Annotated in this window: 10 protein-coding genes and 2 pseudogenes; 8 read left to right on the top strand and 4 right to left on the bottom strand. The window is 69.7% G+C overall.

Going from position 1 to position 16,490, the window contains the following annotated elements:
• Window positions 1-156: 156 nt before the first annotated feature.
• Window positions 157-705 (bottom strand): GNAT family N-acetyltransferase, encoded by a 549-nt coding sequence (locus tag OHA84_RS01995; protein WP_266976696.1) that lies wholly within the window; start codon window positions 703-705, stop codon window positions 157-159.
• A 426-nt stretch (window positions 706-1,131) separates the two neighbouring features.
• Entirely contained in the window at window positions 1,132-2,193 is a 1,062-nt protein-coding gene (locus OHA84_RS01990; protein ID WP_266976698.1) for a hypothetical protein, read from the bottom strand.
• Window positions 2,194-3,077: 884 nt separating this feature from the next.
• Here OHA84_RS01990 and OHA84_RS01985 point away from each other — a divergent pair.
• Window positions 3,078-4,532 carry an oxygenase MpaB family protein gene (locus OHA84_RS01985; RefSeq protein WP_266976700.1) on the top strand — a complete coding sequence of 485 codons (1,455 nt, stop codon included), beginning with the start codon at window positions 3,078-3,080 and terminating at the stop codon, window positions 4,530-4,532.
• Window positions 4,533-4,603: 71 nt separating this feature from the next.
• Here OHA84_RS01985 and OHA84_RS01980 read toward each other — a convergent pair.
• Window positions 4,604-4,783: pseudogene (locus OHA84_RS01980) on the bottom strand (undecaprenyl diphosphate synthase family protein); the annotation flags it as partial.
• An 85-nt stretch (window positions 4,784-4,868) separates the two neighbouring features.
• On the opposite strand from OHA84_RS01980, the gene OHA84_RS01975 reads away from it, so the two are divergent.
• The 7 genes and pseudogenes from OHA84_RS01975 to OHA84_RS01945 all read left to right on the top strand — a co-directional run bounded on the left by OHA84_RS01975 (window position 4,869) and on the right by OHA84_RS01945 (window position 14,451).
• Window positions 4,869-5,117, top strand: coding sequence for a hypothetical protein (locus OHA84_RS01975; RefSeq protein ID WP_266976702.1), 249 nt, complete (start codon window positions 4,869-4,871; stop codon window positions 5,115-5,117).
• Between the two features lie 61 nt (window positions 5,118-5,178).
• Window positions 5,179-5,911: pseudogene (locus OHA84_RS01970) on the top strand (transposase); the annotation flags it as partial.
• A gap of 527 nt (window positions 5,912-6,438) precedes the next feature.
• A complete protein-coding gene (locus OHA84_RS01965) occupies window positions 6,439-7,242 on the top strand; it encodes a DUF6585 family protein (protein WP_371591298.1) in 804 nt (267 codons plus the stop codon).
• Between the two features lie 677 nt (window positions 7,243-7,919).
• Window positions 7,920-10,388: an excinuclease ABC subunit UvrA gene (uvrA, locus tag OHA84_RS01960; protein ID WP_266976706.1), complete on the top strand. Its 2,469-nt coding sequence runs from the start codon at window positions 7,920-7,922 to the stop codon at window positions 10,386-10,388.
• A 759-nt stretch (window positions 10,389-11,147) separates the two neighbouring features.
• Window positions 11,148-11,339 (top strand): DUF1059 domain-containing protein, encoded by a 192-nt coding sequence (locus OHA84_RS01955; protein WP_078998345.1) that lies wholly within the window; start codon window positions 11,148-11,150, stop codon window positions 11,337-11,339.
• A 127-nt stretch (window positions 11,340-11,466) separates the two neighbouring features.
• Window positions 11,467-12,018 (top strand): GNAT family N-acetyltransferase, encoded by a 552-nt coding sequence (locus OHA84_RS01950; protein WP_266976709.1) that lies wholly within the window; start codon window positions 11,467-11,469, stop codon window positions 12,016-12,018.
• A gap of 708 nt (window positions 12,019-12,726) precedes the next feature.
• The gene (locus OHA84_RS01945) at window positions 12,727-14,451 is read left to right on the top strand and encodes a serine/threonine-protein kinase (RefSeq protein ID WP_266976711.1); all 1,725 of its coding nucleotides are present in this window, start codon (window positions 12,727-12,729) and stop codon (window positions 14,449-14,451) included.
• 965 nt (window positions 14,452-15,416) lie between these two features.
• On the opposite strand, the gene OHA84_RS01940 is transcribed toward OHA84_RS01945, so the two are convergent.
• Complete coding sequence (locus OHA84_RS01940) at window positions 15,417-16,487, bottom strand: SPFH domain-containing protein (RefSeq protein WP_266976713.1); 1,071 nt, start codon at window positions 16,485-16,487, stop codon at window positions 15,417-15,419.
• Between the last annotated feature and the right edge of the window lie 3 nt (window positions 16,488-16,490).

Below are 16,490 nucleotides of genomic sequence, written 5' to 3'. Positions count from 1 at the left end.
ACCCGGTCGCCGGGGGTACGGGCCTTGGGAATCCCGTGGACCGGGCGACTCTTGAACGCCGAGGCCGCTCGCTGTCTGTTCTGCCCGTGCCAGGGCACCCGTGGAGACGTCCACGCCCTCCGGCGTGGTTGCCGTGCGCCTCGTCTGCGTTTGCTCTCAGACCTCGGGAAGGGACGGATCGGGTGTCCAGGGGTTCGGTGCGGTGATGGACCAGCGTTCGTGGTCCCGCCAGGCGCCGTCGATGTAGAGGTAGGCGGGCGCAAGCCCCTCGTACCGGAAGCCAAGCCGTTGGACGATGGCCAGAGATGCCTTGTTCGCCGGTTGGATGCCGGCCTCCAGCCGGTGGAGCCGCAGATCGGTGAACGCGTACCGCATCGTGGCGGCGACCCCTTCGGTCATGTACCCCTGCCCTGCCGACGGGGCGAAGGCCGCGTAACCGAGGGACGCGCCCTGGTAGCGCCCCCGGATGATCGAGTTGATGTTGACCGTGCCGGCGGCCGCACCCGTGTCGCGCACGCGGACCAGGAAGCCCTGGTTGGAGCCGTCGTCGAAACGGCGCATCCAGTCCAGGAACTCCTGCGCGTTCGTCGGCAGTCGCATCCACGGCAGGTGCAGTTCGGAACTGGCCCGGACGAGGGTACAGAACTCGTCCTGGTCGGAGAGGGTGAGCGGGTGCAGTTCGACCCGTGACGGTATCTGGAGCATGGGGCCACGCTAGGGCGCCTACGGGTAGCGGGTGAATCGAATTTCGCGCCCGGTCCGAAACGAGGGCCGGGAACGCTCCGTGGTCGCTTTCGAAGGCCGCAGGCGTCGTCGCTCCCTCCGTCGCGGTGGGCTGTGTACCGGTCGAGGGCGACCGCTGTGACGGCCCCGTGCCCTCGGACGTCGAGTCCGCCCTGCCCGCCAGGTGGTGTGCGACGCACGGGTCACGGGAACGCCGGAGGAGGCCAGAGGTCATCACCCCGCACCACGGTCCCAGATGACGCGACGTCAGCGTGGCAGAACGCCGTTGATCGTCCTCACGGGATGTGTGCCAGAACCGAGTTTCGGAAACACTTGCCCGGCGTGTTGGCGTCAGTCGATGGCCGACGGCGATTGCCATGCCCGTGATCGCCACGTGGGTGTCGTCTCTCAGCGTCGGGCCGCAGTCGGCGGGGTGGCGGCGCCGTTCAGGCAGTGGTCGAGGAGTGCGTGCATGCGGGGGACGGGGAGGGACGGGTTGGTCGCGGCGCCCTCTGCGGTGCGCAGGTCGGTGAGGAGGGTTTCCAGGGTTTCCGGTGTCAGGGTCGGGTTGGCGGCGGCTGCCCGGCGTACCGCATCGTCGGGGTCTTCCAGCGGAGGTTCGGGCAGGGTGGCGTCGGCCGCGGCCAGGGCGCGTACCTCGGGGTCCGGGTGGCCGATGAGGTGGGTCCGGCCGGTGCGGGGAAACGCGGGAAGGGTCAGCAGGTGCGGACGGTGGGCCGGGCGGGTCACGAAGACGTCCAGAAGGAGGTGCGGCGGAGCCAGTGGGTGGTGGCAGGCCAGCTGGATCCGTACCTCCTCGTCATCGTCCAGCGCCAGTGCCCCGACGAGCTTCGCGGGCAGTCCGGGCCAGCGCGCCGCAACCCGGCGGAGCACCGGTTGTTCTGACGCCGCGCAGGCGGCGTACCAGTCGGGCGACGGCTCGGTGGCCGGCTCCGTGATCGGGCAGGTGCAGTCGCGGCCGTGATCGACCACACTCTGGACTGCCTCGAATTCGGCCCAGGTACGGATGGAGGGCTGGAGGCGGGCACGCATCCGCACGTCCTCGTCCGGATCCTGCCTCAGTTCCGCCGCCGCCTCCGGTCCCAGGTCGGGCCGGGTGGCGACCAGCCTGCGGATCTCCACATCGGGGTGGCGGGCGAGCCGGGCGAGGGCGTCGGCCGGGGTATGGCGGTTCCGGGCCAGCGGGCGCACCTCGTTGGCCGCGAAGCACCGCTCGACGACCGCGGCTGACAGGGCACAGGTGCCGAGCATCCACACCGCGTGGCGTGATCCGATGGACGGCAGCTTGGTCTCCACCGCCTCCGGGTCCAGCTGCCGGTTGGTCTCCCCGGCTGCTTCCCGTACGGCGGGATCGGGGTCGTCGAGCAGGGCATCGCGCTGCGCGGCGGTGAGCGACTGCCACTGGAAGGCGGCGTACAGGCGGAGTGCGGGGTGGTCGTGACCGGCCATGTCCCGCGGGAAGGACGGAGGGACCTGCCGGGAGGACCAGAGCTCTCCCCGACGATGTCCTTTTCGGTGACCCTGCCGTCCTCGCCTCCCTCTTGGGCGGTCAGGAAGGTGACGAGGATGTCGTTTGGCAGGGGCCGGACCCACCGGGGCTGGAGCCGGGGACCGCGGGCGAGATGCGCACGGACGAGTCCCGAAGGGTCCGATGCCAGGGGAGCGAGTCGTGTGGGGTCGACGTGCAGGTTGCGGGCGAGGGCGCGGCGGATCGGCTCGACCGGGTGGCGTAGGGCCGCGTCGATGACGGCGGCGGGCAGATCGCGGCCCTCGCACATCAGCAAGCCGGCCTCACCGGCCGCTTCGTCCAGGAGACGTATCAGCACGTCGGCGGGCGCCGCCGCGTTGAAGGCGATGCCGCGCAGCCACAGTTCACCGAGAGAATCGGACACCACGTCATCCTGCCACCTCGCCTCCTGAACCGGGCCGCCCGATGGCTCCCTCGTCGGCGCTGACGGGCGGTTCCGTCCGCAGGGCTTCGGACCATTCCCCACCGGCGCGGTCACGTTTCCCCATGGTGATGGAAGTTGCGAATGGACGCCCCGAGGTCAGGAGGGGCCCAACCTTGCCGATCCCTGCCGCTCACACGAACTACGGGTAGACCGGCGGCCATGGGTAGCCCAATTACTCGGCCCTCGCCTGATCATGGGCTCCGACATCCATCGTGTCGTGTTCGCCCAGTAGAGCCCGCAGGCGCTTCCCGGATGGGTGAACTCGGGAATCCGACCGCTCCTGGATCCCGGTAGGGCCGTTGAGCTGGACGGATAGCCGGATGATCCCTCTTCCGGTCGTCCCCTGCCCATTCCTGTGCACGTACTTGAGGAGACGTCCCCTTGACTAGCGCTGAACTTCCTGGTCCTGATTCGCTGCTGCGGCGCACGCTGGGGGAGTGGCGGATCGGGTTGGTGGCGTGGCGGCTGCTGGTTCTGCAGACCGCGGATCCGGCGGTCGCCGCCGGCATGTCCAAATTCTCCACCTACCGCGCGCACCCGTGGCGGCGTATCGAGCACACGATGGACAGCGGGAAGCGGCTGTTCTTCTCCGACCGTGAAGGGCTGCGCCGTGAGGTCGCCCGCCTGGAGCGCACGCACCGCCGGCTGGCCGGGACCGACGAGCAGGGCAGGCCGTTCACGGCGGCGGACCCCGCGGTGCGGGTGTGGGTGCTGGTCACCTTGTACGAGTGCATGACGGCGATGCGGGCACTGTCAGGACGCCCACTGACGCCGCCTGAACTGGAGCAGATGTACGGAGAATTCCGAGCCGTGTGTTCCGAGTTCGCCCTGCCCGACGACTTGTTCCCAGCCACGGCCGCCGACGTGCCCGCGTACATGGACCACACGATCCGTGAGCGCCTCGAATACGGCGAACCCGTGCACTACCTGCTCTTCGACATGCTCCGTGAAGCCCCCGCACCCCGCCGTCTCGGGCGTCTGAAGCCGGCCTGGCCGCTTGTACGCACCGTGGCCGCCCACGTGATCGGTGCGCTGACTGTCGCGGACCTGCCGGAAGCTTTCCGCGAGCGCTTCGGCCTGCCCCGCACCCGCCGCGCGGCCCTGCTGTCCCTCATCTTGCACCGCGGTATGCGCGTCCTGATGAACGTGCTACCCGAGCACCGCCGCTACCGCTCCCCGCTGGCCGGAATTCCCTCGACTCCGCAGCCTCCCACCGCTACCACCGCTCCCACCGACCGCCCTTCCGCGCCGGAGGCCCGCTCCGTCCAGTTCCCCGCACCACGCCGCCGCAAGGGTGCCGATTCACGCCCGGCGCGCCTGCGGACCTTCTTCCGGCAGGTACTGGACCAGACCGGCGACGGCCGCATCACCTCGGTCGATCTACAGGCAATGGCGCACAACGTGTGCTGGCCGCTCGAACTCACCCCTGAACGCGAAGCCCCCGTCTACGCCGCCTTCGAGACCTGGTGGCAGCAGCTGCGGTCCGGCATGGACGCCGATGGGGACGGCCAGGTGACCTGCGAGGAGTTCGTCATCGCCATGCTCACCGGGATCGACACCGAGCCGTCCTACCTTGAGCAGGGCCTGCAAGTCGCGGTGCGGGCGGTCTTCCACGCGGTGGACGTTGACGGCAGCGGATACCTGTGCGCCGACGAGTACCGCACGATCTTCGGCGGCTCCCGGGTCCACCCCGCCGAACTCAACCACGGCTTCCGCCGGCTCGACCACGATGGCGACGGCCGCATCACCGAAGAGGAGTTCGTCCAGGCCTTCACCGACTACTTCACCGCCCGCACCGACAACACGGCCGGCAGTCAACTCCTCGGACGCCCATAGCGGGGGACCTGCCGTGCCCTCCGTGAACAGGCCCTCCGTGATGGTCCGTTGCCGTAGTTGCCGTAGGGCTGCTTGCCGAACCTGCGCTCGCGCCCACCGTAGGACCGAAGCGCGCGCAGGAAGTCCGCCCGGCGGAAGGCCGGCCAGTAGCAGTCGACCCAGTGCATCTCGGCGTGGGCGGATTGCCAGAGCAGGAACCCGGACAGCCGCTGCTCGCCCGAGGTGCGGATGATGAAGTCGGTGTGGGACTTGTCCGGGCGATCTCTGAGGGCAGCGGCGTCCAGCACCCGTGCATCTCGTTGTCGAAGGTCTTACCGAGTGAGGTGGAAGGGCGGCATGGATACCGCCGTACTTGAGCAGATGCTGGACGAGACCTTCGATCACGCTGTCGTGCACCACGTGGACAAGGGAACCGGGCCGTTCGCGTACCCCCGCACACTGCCCGTCCCGGCTCCGGCTGCCCACGGTCTTTGCGAAGTGCAGCAGGCAGACGATGCGGCTCTTCGGCGGTGGGATCTCAAGCGTCCTTCCCACACCCGGAGCGTCGAGCAGCGGCTGGCAGGAGGCTGCCAGGGCCTGTACTGAGTCGTGATCGGTTTGCCGAAGCCGGCCTCGCTGTGAGGGCAGGTCCGGTAGTCCGGTACGTGTGACGCGTGAGCAACTGACTGACGACGAGTGGGGGTTCGTCGAGCCGTATTTGCCGGTCGGTGAGTACGGCCCGTATCCAGAGCGGCTACGGCAACAGTTCGAGGGTGTGATCTGGAAGTTCCGCTCGGGAGCGCAGTGGCGGGAGATGCCGGGCCGGTTCGGCGCCTGGTCTACCGTGCGCAACCGGTTCAGGCAGTGGCGGGACGCCGGGGTTTTCGAGGCGCTGCTGGAGGGGGCGATAGCCGAGGCGGCCGGGCGGGGCAGGGTGGGTATGTCGCTGGTCAGCGTGGACTCCACGACGGTCCGTGCCCATCACGACGCGGCCGGAATGCGCCTGGAGGAGGACGTTTTGGACGCTCTGGAAAAAGGCCGCCGTCGAGGCGGAGGCGGCCCGCCAAAAGGGGGCGGCACGGTGGAACAAGACGGACACGGAGACGTCGCTGATCCCGGCCGGGCCGAACGGCGGCGCGTCCGGCGACGGCGCAAGCTCCGCTTGTAAGGCTGCTTCGCTCGGGCGCTCGCGAGGCGGACAGACCAGCAAGATCCATCTGGCTGCCGACCGCAGGTGTCGGCCCCTGGCGGCCCTGATCCTGACCGCCGGGCAAGCCGCGGACAGCCCGCAGTTCATCCCCGTGCTCAAGAAGGTACGGGTCCGCGGGCCCGTTGGCCGCCCCCGCCCCCGGCCCGGCACCCGGCCCGGCGCGCTCGCCGCGGACAAGGCCTACTCCTCCGCAAGCGCGGCTTCAAGGGACACAACGCAAGTTCGACGGTCAGCGGCCCGGTGGCCGGCGTACTTCGTCGCGTTCGACATCCTCCAGGCCGACGACGGCACCGAGCTGCTCGCGCTGCCGTACCGGGAGCGCCGCCGGCGCCTGGAAGTCCTCACCGTCATCTTGCGACGGGTCGGACTGCCTCCGCACGTGATGATCGCGAGTTCGCACCACCTCAGCTGCTCTTACTTCTGACTAACGTTCATGCGTTTTCTGGACAACGAGTGATGCCGGAACTCACTAACAAATGCTCTTGCTTGAGACCTGCGGAGCCACGCCGGGGGGATTGCGATCCGGTGCGCCGAGTCGAGAGGGCGGGCGTGTGTGCGGGGTGACGGTACCGGGCTTCATGGGGGATTGCCCGGGTGTGGATCCTGGTGTTGGCTGCTGGGGTCACTCAAGGGTTTCGATACCGATTCACTCGGTGAACTCCCGCTCGCTCAGGCGGCCTTGCGGGGCCCGCCGTAACTTTGAAGCTGAGGCCGCGCATGACCGTGCCGACGTCGTCCTCCCCTGCGGTAAACGCTCTGGCCGTCCGTCATCGGTTGGGTGATCTTGAGCATACCTTCGGCCCCAAGAGCGAGGTCGGCGTCCAGGAGAAGTACCGGGCCTTGTTCATCGTGGGCTCCCTGGCCGGCATAGCCGCACTGCTGGGTGGTGGCGTCCTGTTGTGGGTGAAGGTGCACTGGGGGGTCGCGATGGTCCCCTTGTGGATCGCAGTGGTCGCAGGCGGGCTGGTGGCCAACAGTCCCCTCTTTCGCAAGGGCCTGGCGGCCAGGCGGCTGCACCTGTACGAGCACGGGCTCGTCGTGAACACCACCGGCAGGCGCCTGTTCGCGGTGCGTTGGGAGCGAACGTTGCTCTATCAGGAGACGGTCCAAGAGGTGATCAACTACAAGGGCACGCAGACGCCGACAGGACGTTCCCATGCCTCCGTGCTGGTCGCACCGGGTGGGGAGAAGGCCCGTATCACCGACCTCTATGCGGGCTCGCCCACCTGGGCCCCGATGATCGCGGAAGCCGTCGCCCGCGCCCAGGTGGAGAAGGTGTGGAAGCTGGTGCGGGAGGGCGGGACGGTCGGCTTTGGCCCGTTCAAGCTGTCCGGCGCCGGAGTCGCCAACGCTTCCGGCGAGATCCTGCAGTGGCGGGATGTGAGCGAGGTGGCCGTGCGTGGGGGCATGGTCTGTGTCTGGCGGGCGGGTCAGACCAAGGCCTGGCAAGCGCCCCAGGCCCAGAAGGTGCCGAACCTGCTCGTGTTCTTGACCATCGTGGACAACCTCCGCCACCAGTAGATTGCGGGAGTGCCCGCCAATCCGTTCTCGCGGTTCGTGCCGGCATCCGAGCCTCTCCTGGACGGGCGGTCTCCAGCAACTGATGAAGCGGCTGCTGGAGACCGCCCGTCCTCGGTGGCCTGCCGTCGGCCCTCGGCTCGGCCTCCTCTCAGGGCACCCGGGCCGCTGGTGCTCACCACCTTGACCGAAGCCAGTTCAGTGCCACCGAGGCTCGGTTCAGCCGAGGCGTTGGTTTCCACACTGCCCCTCCCCGTGACGACGACGTCTTCCACGATCGTCTGGACGCCCTCGGCCTGCCCCGGCCGAGCCCCGACCCCACGACCTGCAAGGAGCAGTGACCCACTGGCGCCCCCTCCAGAGCAGCCGTCGCCGGGGCCCCTGTGGGTTTCGTCAAGCGCCGCGGCTGGTGACTTTGCAGGCGCCAGTGGGCCGGCTGGTGTCCCGTTGGCTCGTGGTGTTGAAGACATCGGACGTGGCCGGGAGGGAGTCCCCGGCCTGGGCCCGGGGCCCCGCCCCCTCTGCGGCCCAGAACCTGGCGCTCTGGTTTCGGGACCGCGATACGTCTGCGATAGGTCGCGATCCAAATGGATCCGGGACACTGCGGACGCTCATGTGAGCGAGGCCCGGTGACGGCGCCCGTCGCGCGGTTCCCGGCGCGATCAGGTAATCAGGAAACTGTGAACAAGGACGCGACCGACCCCTTCGTGCATGTCCGGGGCGCCAGTGAGAACAACCTGCGAAACATCGATGTCGACGTTCCGCGGGACGCGATGGTCGCCTTCACCGGGGTCTCCGGTTCGGGCAAGTCCTCGCTCGCTTTCGGCACGCTCTACGCTGAGGCCCAGCGGCGCTACTTCGAGTCCGTAGCACCGTACGCCCGACGGCTGTTGCAACAGGTCGGCGCACCTCACGTGCAGGAGATCACCGGACTGCCACCGGCCGTGGCCTTGCAGCAGCGACGCGGATCGCCCAGCTCGCGCTCGACGGTCGGCACCCTCACCACGCTGTCCAACCTGCTGCGCATCCTGTACTCCCGCGCCGGCACCTATCCGCCCCGGGCCACACGGCTGGAAGCCGAGTCGTTCTCACCCAACACCGCGGCCGGCGCCTGCCCGGAGTGCCACGGACTGGGCATCGTGCACGACGTCGCCGAGGACCTGCTCGTCCCGGACCCCTCGCTGAGCATCCGCGAGGGGGCGATCGCCGCCTGGCCGGGCGCCTGGCAGGGCGCCAACCTGCGCAGTGTCGTGAACGGCCTGGGGATCGACATCGACCGGCCGTGGCGCAGGCTCAGGAAGAAGGACCGGGACTGGCTGCTGTACACGGACGAGCAGCCCTCCGTGTACATCGAGCCGGAGGAGGATCGCGTCGACTACGGCTACCAGGGCAAGTTCTGGAGCGCCCGCAAGCATGTCATGCACGTCCTCGCCGACTCCAAGAGCGAGAAGATGCGCGAACGGGCGCTCCGGTTCGTCAGGAGTGTGCCCTGCCCGGAGTGTCACGGCAGCGGACTGCGGCCCGAGGCGCTCGCCGTGACCTTCTCCGGACGTTCCATCGCCGAAATCAACGCGATGCCGCTCACCGAGGTCGTGGCGCTGATGCGGCCCGTAGCGAGGCGGACCGAGGCCGACGCCACCACGTCGACCGCCCGATCCGGGGAGACGACCGAGGTCGCGGTTCGGATCTGCGGCGATCTGGTCGCGCGGGTCGACGTACTGCTCGACCTGGGCCTCGGATATCTCAGCCTCGGGCGCCGCTCGACGACCCTGTCGCCCGGCGAGGCGCAGCGCCTGCGGATCGCCACTCAGCTGCGCTCGGGGCTGTTCGGCGTCGTCTACGTCCTCGACGAACCCTCCGCTGGCCTGCACCCGGCTGACGCGGAACCGCTGCTGGACGTGTTGGACCGCCTCAAGGCGGCGGGCAACTCGCTGTTCGTCGTGGAGCACGACATGGACGTCGTACGGCGGGCGGACTGGGTGGTCGACATCGGCCCCGGCGCGGGCGAGGGCGGCGGGCGCGTGCTGTACAGCGGGCCGGTCGCCGGTCTTGAGCGGGTGGGGGAGTCGGCCACGAGCCGGCACTTGTTCGGGCGCGCCGAGCCGCTCGATCACCACCCGCGCAGACCGCACGGCTGGCTGCACCTGAGCGGCGTCTCCCGGCACAATCTGCACGGCGTGTCCGTCGACGTACCACTCTGCGTACTGACGGCGGTGACGGGCGTGTCTGGTTCCGGAAAGTCGACGCTGGTGACGCAGGTGCTCGCCGAGGTCGTCCGCGGCCACCTCGGACTCGTACCCGAGGAGCCCGACGAGGCGCGGCTGGAGGTCGATGTCCAGGACGTGTCGGGGGTCGAGTCGTTCGACCGGCTGGTCCGGGTCGACCAACGGCCCATCGGCCGAACTCCCCGGTCCAACCTGGCCACGTACACGGGGATGTTCGACGCGGTGCGCAAGCTGTACGCGGCGACAGACGAAGCCAGGGCGCGCGGCTACTCGGCCGGGCGGTTCTCCTTCAATGTGCCCGAAGGGCGGTGCGAGACCTGCCAGGGCGAAGGATTCGTCGCGGTGGAACTGCTCTTCCTGCCTGGCACCTACGCGCCGTGCCCGACCTGCCAGGGCGCCCGGTACAACGCCGAAACGCTGGAAGTCACCTACCGCGGCAAGAACATCGCGGAAGTGCTGGGGCTGTCCGTCGACGCCGCGGCCACGTTCTTGTCCGCCGTCCCGGCCGCCTCCCGCAGTCTGGAGACGTTGCGCGAGGTGGGACTGGGGTACCTGCGGCTGGGGCAGCCCGCGACGGAGCTCAGCGGTGGTGAGGCACAACGCATCAAACTGGCCACCGAACTGCAACGAGCCCGCCGCGGCCACGCGCTCTACCTGCTCGACGAGCCGACGGCGGGGCTGCACCCCTCGGACGTCGCGCTGCTGCTGCGACAGCTGCACCGGCTCGTCGACGCCGGCAACACGGTCGTCCTCGTCGAGCACGATCTGGACACGATCGCCACCGCCGACTGGGTCATCGACCTTGGTCCGGGCGGTGGCGACGCGGGCGGGCGGGTGGTCGCGGTGGGCCCGCCGGCCAAGGTGGCGAGGGCCCGCCGCAGCGCCACCGCGCCCTATCTCGCGGCCCGACTCGCGCGCGACTGACGACGGCGCGAGGGGCCGAGCACCGGTCAGCCGGGTCGGGGCGCAGGGTCGCGCGCGTCGCCATGCTGCCCTCCAGCTTGTGGCGGATATCGCTCGCGAGGTGTCCCGTCCGGGGCCCGGTGCGGCGACGTGGCGCATCTTGATGTCGATGCGCTGGGAGACCTCCCGTGGGACGGCCCGGCCGGCTTCGGCGCGTAGGCCGGCCGGTGTGACGATGGTGTCGATCGCCCTGCCGGCGGGCCGGGCCCGGTGGTGGCCGGAGCGGAGGTCGGCGAGGAGGCAGCCTGCGTCGGTGAGGAGTGTGCCCCGCAGCGGCGCGCGACAGCATCCACGACGCCCGTCAGGCGCCACGGCCCGGCAGCCATGACCACGCCTCAGCGCCCACCAGCGGGGGTGCCGCCGACCGCTCCGCTCCTGACTGGGGGCCCGCTCCGTCCCGCCTGACTCCCGGTGTCACCCCTGCGGGTACCGGGGCCGCCTCGGGGCCGTATCCCCGCTTCCTCGCGCAGACAGGGGCCGACACCACCGGCTGTCGGTGACTGTGGACCACGGCTGCCGCACCTGCTGTGCGTGCTGCGGCCTGAGCCAGTGGGCTCCGGCACTACGGTTGCGGGCGCGCCCGTGAGCTTCTCAGCCGAAGCTTTCGTTTTCGGCTGAGAAGGAGGATCGTCGGAAGAGCCCCGTATGCGCCGGCCCTCGCATCCAGGGCCCCTCCGGGGGCGCCGTCGGCGGCACCACCACCAGCACGGGAGGCACGCCATGCGCAAGGTAATGGACTGCAGGGAGCACCCCAGCGAATCGCACTGCACGCTGACGATCGCGGGAGAGGAGGAAGAAGTCCTGCGGGCAGCGACTTCACACGCCGTCGCAGTGCACGGTCATGAGGACACTCCGGAACTTCGCGCCTCGATGCGAGGTCTCCTGACGGACGAGGTGCCCCAGAATGCCTGAGCACAGCTCCTCACCGGGCAGCCCATGGGATGGACTGGCCCGAAGAGGATGAGGGGATGGGGGCGGGTCGGGTACGGGGCACTGATTTCAAGATCGCCAACAGCGCCCCGAGACCTATGCTCTGTTCATGATCAAGGGAAAGTTGGTAAGCCTTCGCGCTCTTCGCGCGCAGGATGCGGAGCATCACGTTCGGTGGCGCAACGATCCGGAAGTGGTCCACTGGGCCGCCGGCGGCAACCCGTGCTTCGGCCCGGTCACGGCGGAGGCCGTCGCGCTTGGCTTTGAGACGATGCTACGGCTGAATCCGAGGGAATCGGCCGTCTTCACGGTCGAGGACCTGGCAGACGGCACGGTGATCGGCATGGTGGACTACCGCGACCTGGACCCGTTCGCAGGGCTGGCCACGGTCGGCGTCACCATCGGTGAGCAGGACCGCTGGGGCTGCGGCCATGGCTCCGACGCGCTGCGATTGTTGGCGCGGCACCTGTTCGGAGTTTTCGGGCTGCACCGGATCGAACTCGACACCTGGAGCGGCAACGAGCGGGCCGTCCGGGCCTTCACCAAGATCGGCTTCCGCGAGGAGGGGCGACGTCGGTCCACCGTGCTGGTCGAGGGCAAGCGGTACGACACCGTGCTCTTCGGGATGCTGCGCGAGGAATGGCCGGACACTGCACGCTGAATGCCCCTCCCGGCAGGCGCCCGTTGTCGGACGCCTGTAGCAGGGCGGGGCCGGCTCGCTGACGATCTTCCGCGGATCGACAACGCCCCGGCGAGTGACGCCCGCCGTTGCCCGGGGACTGGAGCGCCTGTCCCTGCTTCGGCTGAGGTCTCTGGTAGGAGGGATAGACGAGGAGGGGAGTGGCGTCCGCGAGTCCGTCGGCGCCCCGAACGCCGACCCGCGCTGTTGACCGAGGGACGCTGCTGCCGGCGTGCGGTTGCTCGACAGGCTTGAACGAACGGGACGCCGGTGCCTGCGGCGACTCGTACGGTGACCGCACTCCGTGCCCCCGACGCCGGCGGCCGCAGATCGGGAAGACGTTTCGGAGCCGGGTGCGCGAGAGCGACCCGGAGTGTCCGCTGTGCCCGAGGACTCGGCGTCGTGGTCCTCACTGTTCTTCTCACCGGCATCGTCCGGAGCGCCCCCGCGTGCCTGTCCAGTGCTCTTCGCCACGTCGTTGGCGCCTGCGCGGCGGGATGGCTGGTCTGGCTGCGGAAGTTGCTCGACCGGGCCCGCCGCGCGGGAAACGGCGCGAGTGTCCTGATCTCGCCTCAGATGTCCGGATGATCGCGGGCTGTTGGAAGGTGCACCTGCGCACCGCGAGCTGGGCCGTGTGACCCTCCGGCAGGTGTACCCCTACGCTGGTGCCCGCGGATCTTCAACAGTGCGATGAACGGAGCGGGACAGGTGGCGGGGGCGAACGGCGCGGAGTTGGTCGGCGAGGTTCTGGGCGGGCGATACCGCGTGACCGCGATGATCGGGCGCGGCGGCATGGGTGTGGTCGCCCGGGCGGTGGACCAGCTGCTGAACCGCGAGGTCGCCGTCAAGGTCCTGCGGGCCTACACCGACGCTTCCCCGGCCGAACTGGCCGACCTACGGGTCCGTATGCAGCGGGAGGCGCAGGCCGCCGCCCGTATCCGGCACAGCGGTGTGGTCACCGTGCACGACGTGGTCGAGGAGCGGGGACTCCCGGTCATCGTCATGGAACTGGTCGACGGACCCTCCCTCGACGAGGTGCTGGCGCAGCGCGGCCCAATTGACCCGCGCGAAGCGGCCGCGATCGGCGCCAAGCTGATGGACGCGCTCGACGCGGCGCACCGGGCCGGGGTCCTCCACCGTGACGTCAAGCCCGGCAACGTACTGCTTGAGCCCGGAGGCAGGGTCGTACTCACCGACTTCGGCATCGCCAGCATGGAGACCTCTGGCGACGAGGCCCTGGCCAAGCTGACCCAGAGCGGTCAGATCGTAGGCTCCCTCGACTATCTGCCGCCGGAACGCGCACAGGGCCGGGAACCGGGTGCCGCGTCGGACATCTGGGCGCTCGGCATGACGCTGTACGCGGCCGTGGAAGGCTCTTGGCCCTTCCGTCGTACGTCGGTGTGGTCCACGCTGGCGGCGATCGTCGGCGAACCGCTGCCGGAGCCCCGCCGCGCCGGACCGCTGGCCCCGGTGCTGCAGGCGCTGATGGCCAAGAACCCGCTGCAGCGGCCCGACGCCGGGCAGGCGCGGAGAATGCTGGAGGCGGTTGCCGAGGTCGGGACGGCGGACCTCACCCCGGCACCGGCCCCCCAGCCCATCACTCCGCCGGCCTTCGGTCCCCCCGCCGCGCCGTTCTCCCAGCCTGCCCCCCAGTCCGTCGCCTCCTATACGCCGATCGGCGCCTACGGAGCCCCTCCGCAGCCTGGCGCCGTGCGGCCGGGCACGGCCGCCGGCACACCCGACGGTCACCGCAGCCGTTCCGAGACCCGTGCCACGGTCGTCCCCGGGCGCGGCCGCCGCACCCGTACCGTCGTCACGGTGGCGGCCGCCACTGTCCTGACCTGCGGCGGAGTCGCCTACGCCCTGATGGACACGCGGGGCGATGCGCGCGGCGGTGGGTCGAGCACGGCGCATCCGACGCCGAGCACCGCCGCCGACGGTGACGTGTCCGACGACCCGCCCTCCCCGGGAGACCTGTCGCCCATAGGCCCTGGCGAGACTCCGTCCATCGCGCCCTCGAAGAAGGCCGAGGGCCGTGAGAAAGGTTCCTCGCCAACTCCCGGCAACGGCGGCGGTGGCCCGGCCACGAACCCGTCCGATTCGCCGAAGGCAAGGACCAGCTCCCCGGTGAAGGACCCCACCCCGGTGTCGAAGGCGTGCACCGGCTGGGCCCACTCGAACCGCAGCAACGGCTATGGTTACGCGGCCCAGGAGACCCACCTCTACACCGGCCCGTACGCGGAGTGTTCCTTCGTGACCGCGGTCAAGCCCGGCGTGAAGGTCTACTACCACTGCTACGTCACCAATGCCCACGGCAACAAGTGGATCTACGCCCGCATCGACGGCACGAACACCGCAGGCTGGCTGGTCAGCGACAAATCCACCCTGAAGAGCGGTACGCTCACCCGCTGCTGAGACTGATCCGCACATCACCAGAGGGCGAGTTGCGGATCGCGGTCGGGGCGCTGTCCGGGCCTTCCGACGTGGTCACGGCTGGGGCGTGCCTCATCCGGGGGCGACCCGCCGGCTCGGGCTCGGCCCGACTTCTGACGGTACTTCTGGTGGCAGCCCGGGAAGCGGTCACGGCGCACCGGTGATGTGAATCGTGGTCTTCGGGTGCGGATTTGCGGCGCGCGCCTCCTCGGCATTGAGAAAGAACACCCTCGGCAAGCGCTGGAGAAACACGTCCGATAGGAGGGCCGGGCAAGCACGCGCAACGCCGTACAGGCCGATCGGCCGGCAGGCTCCGCGCACACCTCAGGACCCGCGTGGCTCTCTCCCGTCTCGCCAGTCAGGCTCGTGCCGTGGCGGCCGCCCCAGACCGCAGCCGGCCCGCATCCGCAGGTTGCGCCACCGTGCCCTGACCTCGCCCTCCGACCCAGCGGCCCGGTCTCGGCTCGACGACATCTGGCCCGCGCTCCCACCGGCTCCTCCTGGAGAGAAGCCTCGGGCTCCGCCCGTCGGCCGACTCGCGGACGCGTCCCTCCGTTCCTTGACGGTGGCGCCGTCCGCGCCCGCTGCTTCCTGGCCCCGGGTCTCTCCGGGTGTCGCCCGCTTCCGCTCCACCATCCCATGGGGGGCCGTGGTGGGTCAGGCGGCTTCCGTTGGACACGAGCTTGACAGCCACACCCAGTACCCCAAGGCCTTCTGATCCTACGAGCGAGAGCTGGGCCTATGGGGGATGGCCAGACGGTGGGCTTCACCGGCTCCTGGCCTTCGTCCTCGTGTGCTTCTGTGTCCGTGCGGGGCCGACGCTTCGCCGTGCGTGGGGAGATGCAGCCGGCGAACCGTGGCGCGGCAGTGTCTCATGCCGTTGCTCGACTGGCTCCACGAGGCCGACTTGTGTTCCGTGTGGACTCGTTGCGATGCGAACAGCGGACTCAGCTCGGTGACCCGGACGCCGGTGTTGCCCCAGAGCCGTACCCTGCGGTCCTGGGCTGTGTCGCGGCCCCGCTGTCGGCCTCGGCGGCGTCGGCGAGGGCTTCTGCGGCGGCTTCCGCGGCTTTCGCCGCGTCTTTCGCGGCCTGGACGGCCAGGTCGTCGGAGGACGCCTCGCGGGTGGCGGCGGACTGGGGAAGGGACTCGGTGAAGGCACGGGTGACGTTCTGGAGGGCGGAGGTGACCTCGCCGGGTATCACCCAGAACGTGTTGCCCGGCCCCTGCGCGAGCTGGGGGAGTACCTGGAGGTACTGGTAGGCGAGCAGTTTCGGGTCGGGATCGTTGCGGTGGACGGCTTGGAAGACCTCGTCGATGGCCCTTGACTGGCCCTCAGCCTTGAGGATCTCGGCGGTCCGGTTGCCCTCGGCGCGCAGGACGGCGGACTGCTTGTCGCCTTCCGCGGTGAGGATCTGGGATTGGCGCTGCCCCTCGGCCCCGAGGATGGCGGCGCGTTTGTCCCGCTCGGCCCGCATCTGCTTCTCCATCGCGTCCTTTATGGACTGAGGCGGGTCGATGGCCTTGATCTCCACCCGGTTGACTCTGAGCCCCCACTTGCCGGTGGCTTCGTCAAGGACACCGCGGAGCTGGTTATTGATGGTGTCCCGCGAGGTCAGGGTCTTTTCCAGATCCATGGATCCGACGACGTTGCGCAGCGTGGTGACCGTCAGCTGTTCCACCGCCTGGAGGAAGTTGGCGATCTCGTAGGCCGCCGCGCGCGGGTCGGTGACCTGGAAGTACAGGACGGTGTCGATCTCGACGACCAGGTTGTCCTCCGTGATGACCGGTTGTGGTTGGAAGGAGACGACCTGCTCACGCAGGTCGATCACCGGGTAGACGCGGTCGACGTAGGGGATGACGACGTTCAGTCCGGGCTTCAGCGTGCGGTGGTAGCGGCCGAGCCGCTCGACGTTGCGTGCGCGGGCCTGGGGGACGATCCGTACCGCTCGCACCACGGTGAACACGGCGAGTACCGCGACGAGGAGACCGGCTATGAGGAAGGCGGACATCTCCATGGC

The sequence above is a fragment of the Streptomyces sp. NBC_00513 genome (genome assembly GCF_041431415.1).
Lineage (GTDB): Bacteria > Actinomycetota > Actinomycetes > Streptomycetales > Streptomycetaceae > Streptomyces.
Note: the sequence above shows the minus strand (reverse complement) of the source record. Positions and strands in the feature narration are given on the sequence as shown.